The organism is Acetobacter sp. AN02, from assembly GCF_029759835.1.
Classification (GTDB): domain Bacteria; phylum Pseudomonadota; class Alphaproteobacteria; order Acetobacterales; family Acetobacteraceae; genus Acetobacter.
The window spans coordinates 21,990-28,116 of the sequence record NZ_JAJJND010000028.1 but is presented as its reverse complement, the minus strand read 5'-3'; the positions used below and the strand labels follow the sequence as shown (position 1 = coordinate 28,116).

The 6,127-nt window shown below is 56.2% G+C and carries 4 protein-coding genes and 2 pseudogenes; 4 read left to right on the top strand and 2 right to left on the bottom strand.

Going from position 1 to position 6,127, the window contains the following annotated elements:
* The 3 genes and pseudogenes from LOC54_RS05255 to LOC54_RS05250 all read left to right on the top strand — a co-directional run.
* Positions 1 to 1,167: polymorphic toxin-type HINT domain-containing protein (locus tag LOC54_RS05255; RefSeq protein WP_279312785.1), on the top strand; the 1,167-nt coding region annotated here is incomplete at its 5' end.
* A gap of 197 nt (positions 1,168 to 1,364) precedes the next feature.
* A complete protein-coding gene (locus tag LOC54_RS12350) occupies positions 1,365 to 1,559 on the top strand; it encodes a CPCC family cysteine-rich protein (RefSeq protein ID WP_408740300.1) in 195 nt (64 codons plus the stop codon).
* Positions 1,560 to 1,674: 115 nt separating this feature from the next.
* Positions 1,675 to 2,315: pseudogene (locus LOC54_RS05250) on the top strand (IS6 family transposase).
* Here the strand turns inward: LOC54_RS05250 and LOC54_RS05245 are convergent.
* A pseudogene (locus tag LOC54_RS05245) lies at positions 2,261 to 3,091 on the bottom strand (IS5 family transposase); the annotation flags it as partial. The pseudogenes LOC54_RS05250 and LOC54_RS05245 sit on opposite strands and share 55 nt — an antisense overlap.
* Positions 3,092 to 3,348: 257 nt before the next feature.
* Between LOC54_RS05245 and LOC54_RS05240 the strand changes: the two are divergent.
* Positions 3,349 to 4,374, top strand: coding sequence for an AAA family ATPase (locus LOC54_RS05240; protein ID WP_279312784.1), 1,026 nt, complete (start codon positions 3,349 to 3,351; stop codon positions 4,372 to 4,374).
* Between the two features lie 43 nt (positions 4,375 to 4,417).
* Here the strand turns inward: LOC54_RS05240 and LOC54_RS05235 are convergent, their stop codons facing one another.
* On the bottom strand, positions 4,418 to 6,100 hold the full coding sequence (locus tag LOC54_RS05235; protein ID WP_279312783.1) for a hypothetical protein: 1,683 nt from the start codon (positions 6,098 to 6,100) through the stop codon (positions 4,418 to 4,420).
* Positions 6,101 to 6,127 lie beyond the last annotated feature (27 nt).

The window sequence follows — 6,127 nt, the reverse complement described above, 5'->3', positions numbered from 1 at the left end:
GCTGCGGGGACGTCCGGGAATGGCTCCGTCGGAAACGGTGGTGGTTCTGTAGCGTCCACGGTCACCTATGACGCGGCAACAGGTGCTACGGATGCGCTGGGGCATCATGGTCAGATGCAGCTGGACGGCCACATGACGTATACGGGTTCGTCTGCGGATGGGACGACTGATTTTTATACAGTGTATGGTCATCGGCCAGCTGGCACGGCTTCTTCGGGTCAGGCTGTGCTGAGTGCCGGGACGGGCTACACGCTTCCGTCGCAGCGGTTTGATTATTACGGGATCAGCAGCGGCGGAAATCAGGCGCTTGTTGATCTCATGCTCCCGCCGGTATCGACGGCCCACAGCGTTTACAACACGGCTACGGCGATTGCGGCTGGGGATTACAAAGGAGCGGCATGGGCGGTTGCGCCACTTGCCGCGGGAGTTGTCGGTGGTGTTGCGGCCTCGTATGTCTCGAAGGTTGCCGGGAAGATTATCGGCAGCGAGACGATCAGGCAGACCATTCAAAAGGTTGCCGGTACCTTACAGACGGAAGAAGAGGTTCCTGCGGGTCCTTCGGGACTGTGCTTTGTAAGTGGCACACCTGTTCTGACGCCTGACGGATGGCGGTCGATTGAGACTTTGCGTCCGGGGGATTCAGTGATCAGTCGTGATGAGACACGACGGATGACGGTTGTTGAACATGTGGTGCGGCTGTTCCACAATCACGGGCGGCGGATTGTGGATGTTGCACTGGAGGATGCAGGGCGTCACGAGGTTCTCGGGGCGACGCCGGGTCATCCGTTTTATGTGGAGGGTCACGGCTGGACGGATGCGGGAAAGCTGCATGCGGGCGACCGTGTTGAAAGCGGGACGGGCGGAACGCTTCGCGTCCGGAGTCTGACGGCACGGGCGGGTGTGTCGGATACGTATAACTTCGAGGTGGAGCAGACTCACACCTACTTCGTCGGAAAACTACGCGCCTGGGTCCATAATGCTTGTAGTGAGGGCGGAAGTGCGACAAATGTCAGCAGGAATGCCACAAAGGGAGCAACGGATAAGACGATCATCGTCGATAGCAAGGGAAATGCCTTGGTGGGCGGCTGGTCGGCGACCAAGAAACTGACGGCTCCTGAAAATGCGTCTGCCCACTGGACGAAGCACAGTTCCGAATTCCCTGAGTAATCGAATGCTTCCCAATATGTAGAAGGTGCACAGAATTTCGTTAGCAACCCGCCCGCCAATGTTCTTACGAAGACACGAACGAATGGAGACACGCTGTTCTACGATCCGGCATCGAACACCTTTGCGGTAAAGGCTTCTGATGGCGCTCCTAGAACAATGTTTCGTCCAACGGATGGGGTGAATTATTGGAACAAACAATGACAGAGTTACTACCATGTCCATGCTGTGAATCACTGACGATTTCTGAGTACGGAGAATATGAGATATGCCCCGTTTGTGGCTGGGAAGATGATCCCGTACAGTCGGCAGACCCAGATTACTCAGGTGGGGCAAATACCCTCAGCCTGAACCAAGCTAAGCAAGAATGGGAAAGTAAGGGGATTGCAGATTGATTTAATGCCACAAATAGCGGAGCAGCTAGTTCATTAAACGGTGTTAGACTTTGTATGCAACTCTCTGCCGAGGAGGGTGGTGTCACGTTAACTTCTGGGCTGTAGATTGCGCTGCATGAGTGCTCGATCTGTCAGCTACAAACGTCACCGTTTTCCGCGCGAACTGATCACGCATGCTGTGTGGCTGTATTTTCGGTTCCCTCTGCGCTTCAGACTGATCGAGGAGATGCTGCTCGAGCGGGGGATCATTGTCTCGTATGAAACGGTTCGTCGCTGGAGCATGAAATTCGGGGCTGCATTTGCGCGAAGGCTGTGTCGCAGGCATGCTGCTCCAGGCGACGTCTGGCATCTCGATGAGGTCTGGATTGTGATCCGTGGCCAGCCACACAGGTTGTGGAGGGCGGTGGATCAGGACGGTTTCATTCTCGATGAAATCCTGTAGACCCGTCGAAACACGAAAGCGGCCCGGCGCCTGCTCACCAGACTTCTGAAACGACAGGCCACCCGTCCGAGGCAACTGATCACGGACAGGCTGAAATCATAGGGTGCGACCAGACGAAAGATCGGCTACGAAAACGCGAACGGATCATGCAGAAATTCCGGTCACCAGGCGGATGCCAGCGCTTCGTCTCCGTCTTCTCCGCCGTCCGCAATCTCTTCGTTCCGCCAGCCGCCATCAACAATGCACTGGGCCGACATCTTCATCGTCTCCGGGCTTTCGCCCAATGGAACACCGCAACCACCCTCACAGCCTGAAATCCATAAGCCCGTAACGATCTCAGCCAATAAAAGTTAATGTGACAGCAACGGATCTGAGCCTTCTTGCGGGAAATGGCCTGACGCTTGGCACGACGACGGTGGAGCAGGCATCGTCGGTTTCCGGAAAGCATCTGAGCATCAGCGGCAGCCAGACGGAGAATTACGGCACGACGATCACGTCGGGCGGAAACGCGGTTCTCGTGGCACTGACGGGCGATCTGAAGACAGCCGGGACGACGCTGACGACGGACGGCAATCTGACGATTGCGTCGACAGGCACCATCGGCGAACAGATGCTTCACCCATGGCCAACGCTTGCGGATCGCATCGAGGATCATCTGGGTGCCGGCATTGTCGGAGATGTCGGCCGGGGTCAGGTTGACCATCAGGAGGCGCTCGTCTGTATCGACGGCAATATGGCGCTTGCGTCCAACGACCTTCTTGCCGACATCGTAACCCCCTTGTCTTTGCATGAGGAGCCTTGATGCTCTGCTGTCGATCACCGCCGCCGTCGGACTGACCTCGCGTCCTGCCTGCTCCCGGTCGAGCATCAGTTCAACGTCATGAATGGTCTGGAACAGGAACCGTCGCACCAGTTCCCGAAACCAGCCATAGACCGTGCGCCAGTGTCCGAAGTGGATCGGCAGCAGGTGCCAACCGCAGCCTGAGCGAACAAGATAGCGCACCGCGTTGATCACCTCACGGAATTCGACCTCCCGTGGACGGCCACGACGCCCAAGGCTTGGCATCAATGGCGCAATCCGCTCCCATTTTCCAAACAGGCTCTCAAAAGTGGTTTTCTGATAATTGCCGTAAGTGATTATTCATTAAAATTTTGCTTTGGAGGCGACGGCTATTAAACGATTTTAGAATTGATTTTTCTCAAAAGATATGTCATATAAAAATGGTATTGAGAGTTAGTTTTTTTTGATGCCGTTATTATCTCAGTCCTCGTGAACAGGACCACGCAAGCCTTCGGATAAGACGCTCCCGCGGGAACGTTTGGGCAATTTATCTGAAAGGTGCCAGTATGTCTGATAACCATTCAACAAGGGATAAACCTAACTCCACACTGACCGAAGTTCTTCGTCGTCGCACGGCTCTTATGCGGGCGGCGAGAGAAAAACGCTACGAAAACGAAAGCCTGGGGTCAGCCGGATGCGACCCTGATGGCGGGTATGTCCGGCTGCTGGAGAAGGGATATGGTTTTCCTGCGGTCAGTGCGGATCGTCATGGGGGAGCAGATCCCTATGAACAGGCCCGTAAGCTGGCTTTTCCGGTCAGGATACACCAGCCAGCAACAGTGCAGCCTGATTTGGCAGCTCTTCAAGCGCGTTTTCCCCACGCGTTGGCGGCAGTCCATGCTTTGGGAATGGCTGATTTGACACGCACGACGATGGGGGTCGCTAGCGTGTTCCGTCCCATACTGCTGGTCGGGCCTCCGGGATGTGGAAAATCAACGCTGGTGCGCGTCTGGCATAAAATGCTGGGTTATCCCTGCATGACCATGAATGTCGCGGCTCTGTCCGATGTAATGGTGTTCACAGGCACGCATCCGACCTATTCGAACCCGAAGCCCTCGGTCATTGTAGATTATATGGCCAGACATGAGATCGCCAATCCCTGCATCATTCTCGATGAGATCGACAAATCACCGGAAGGGGGGCGAAATGGTAGTATCAAGGATGTACTGCTCCAGTTTCTTGAGCCTGGTGAAGCCAGAACTTTCCGGGATATCTGCCTGAATGCCGAGGTTGATCTGTCTCGTGTGCGTTGGGTCATGACGGCTAATGTGCTGGAGAGGGTACCGCTTCCCCTTCGTTCCAGGTGTCAGATTGTGCATGTACCCGCGCCAGACAGAAAACATGTTGTTGGACTGTCTCGTCAGATGGTGAAAGAAATTCTGACAGAGATGGGGCTGGATCGCAGGTGGATCACTTTTGATGGAGTTGAGGAAGCCTTGTTGCAGGAGCACTTCCGGGGAGACCTGCGTCATCTGCGGGTGATGGTTGATCTTTTCATCAGGGAAAGGCTGACCTCTCTGACCATGTACTGAGACAGGCTTGTTCGCACGTGAGGCTGCGAAAACTGGCTGCGCGTTAACGTTCGATAACTGATTGGGACGAGGGAGCAGGCATATTTCTCGTCACTCCTTTTGGAATGACAAGTTTTGAGCGTAGGCGGGAGATTTCCTGCCTTGCCCGCTCTTTTTCCGGTTGGTGGGCTTTGTCCCACCGTCTGATGCGGTCCTGTCTGGCCTGCACCAGTCGGTCAAAACGGTATGAGAGCCAGTGCTCAAGTTTTTCCGGATCAGCCATGACGGAGAACTCGGCATCATGCCGTTTGTGAAAATCTTCAAGGGCTGGTCTGTCCCGTTCTGTCAGAACGGGCCGGACGGGTTCTGGTGGTGTTGAACGCAGTCCGACAACATGCAGAAGGGCCTGGACCACAAAGCGCAGCACTTCCAGAAATTCGAGCAGAAGCTGCTGGCAGATTTTTTCCAGTTTACCAGCCTGTCCGGTCATGCGTTGCCAGTGGCTTTTCTTGGCCTGTTTCCATTCCTTTTTTGCACGACTGTAACGTTTAAAGCTGTCATGAAGCTGTTTCTGATAGGGTGTGAGACTTTCCCGCCATTTCGCGAGTGTTTCTTCTCTCTCCAGAGGTGCCCAGTCGGCTTCCGGCGCTCTCTGGTCGAGAATGGCCTGCTGCTCGCCGATGAGTTCCCTGATCCGACGGCGGATACGGGCTTCTTCAGCACTGAGAATCAGCGGATACAATGATTTCGGCTGGGTGTGTGGCATGACGGATGGCCTGTCGACCTCCTCCATGCGTCTGCGCCTGACGTCCTCAAGCTGCCTGTCGAGGCGTGGAAGCCTGATGCGGGCCGGCTGTTTCCGCCGGGTCACCGGAACAACGAGAGCGGGCAGTCCCATGAGATTGCTCTCCTCACTGGTGATGCGGACAGGGACGCGGGTGCTCCTGATATCCGTTTTCGGTTTTGCCTTTGCTGCTGAATGCTCTTCTGCCAGAAGCTTCCTGAAGTCAGCCATCCTCACTTTTGTCAGCCGGGTAAAACTGCCAACCAGCGTGCCATCGCCGGTTTCGATGATATGCGCTCCCGGTCGTGTCCCGTTCCGGTCTCCCTCGCGCATGGTCAGTCCGTGTTCCGCCAGCGCCGCCCGGAAGGATGCCAGCCCGTCGGATCGGGACCAGAGGCTTGCCACCAGTGTTTTCGTCGCCGGGAGATCCAGCCCCTGGCGCTCTGTCATACGTCGGGCCTGCGATGTGTAGGCGGCGCGTGGTCTGGTGCTGTCAGGTGCAGGGATCAGGGCTGCGACCTGTTCTGCTTCCTGATGATGGCCTTCCTGTCGCAGGGCTCTGGCAATAGCCCTGTCATGTCGTCCGGGTACGAGAGCATGGCCAAGCCGGATTTCTTCCAGCCGGGCGATCTTCTCCAGACGCATCCATGTGAACCGGCTTTCCAGCACATGGTCCTGCTGCCACTCGGACAGGATCAGGTGCCCGTGGGTGCTGCCCTCCTTCTGGTGAATGACGAGGGTGATGTGGTCCGGGTCCGCGTGCAGTTCTTCGCAGAGACGACGGGCAAAACCAGCCAGCTGGTCATCGCTCATGGTTGCGTCCGGATTGAAGGCGATATGACGCAGGCCATAGGTCAGCCCTTCACGTCTGGCCTCGCGCATGGCGTCACGCATGAGCCAGTCCGAACCCGCCAGCACCCGGATGGCTTCATTCTTCACACCATGCAGCACATGGCGGGACAAGGCGCCTGCACCGCTCCTCGTCCTGAT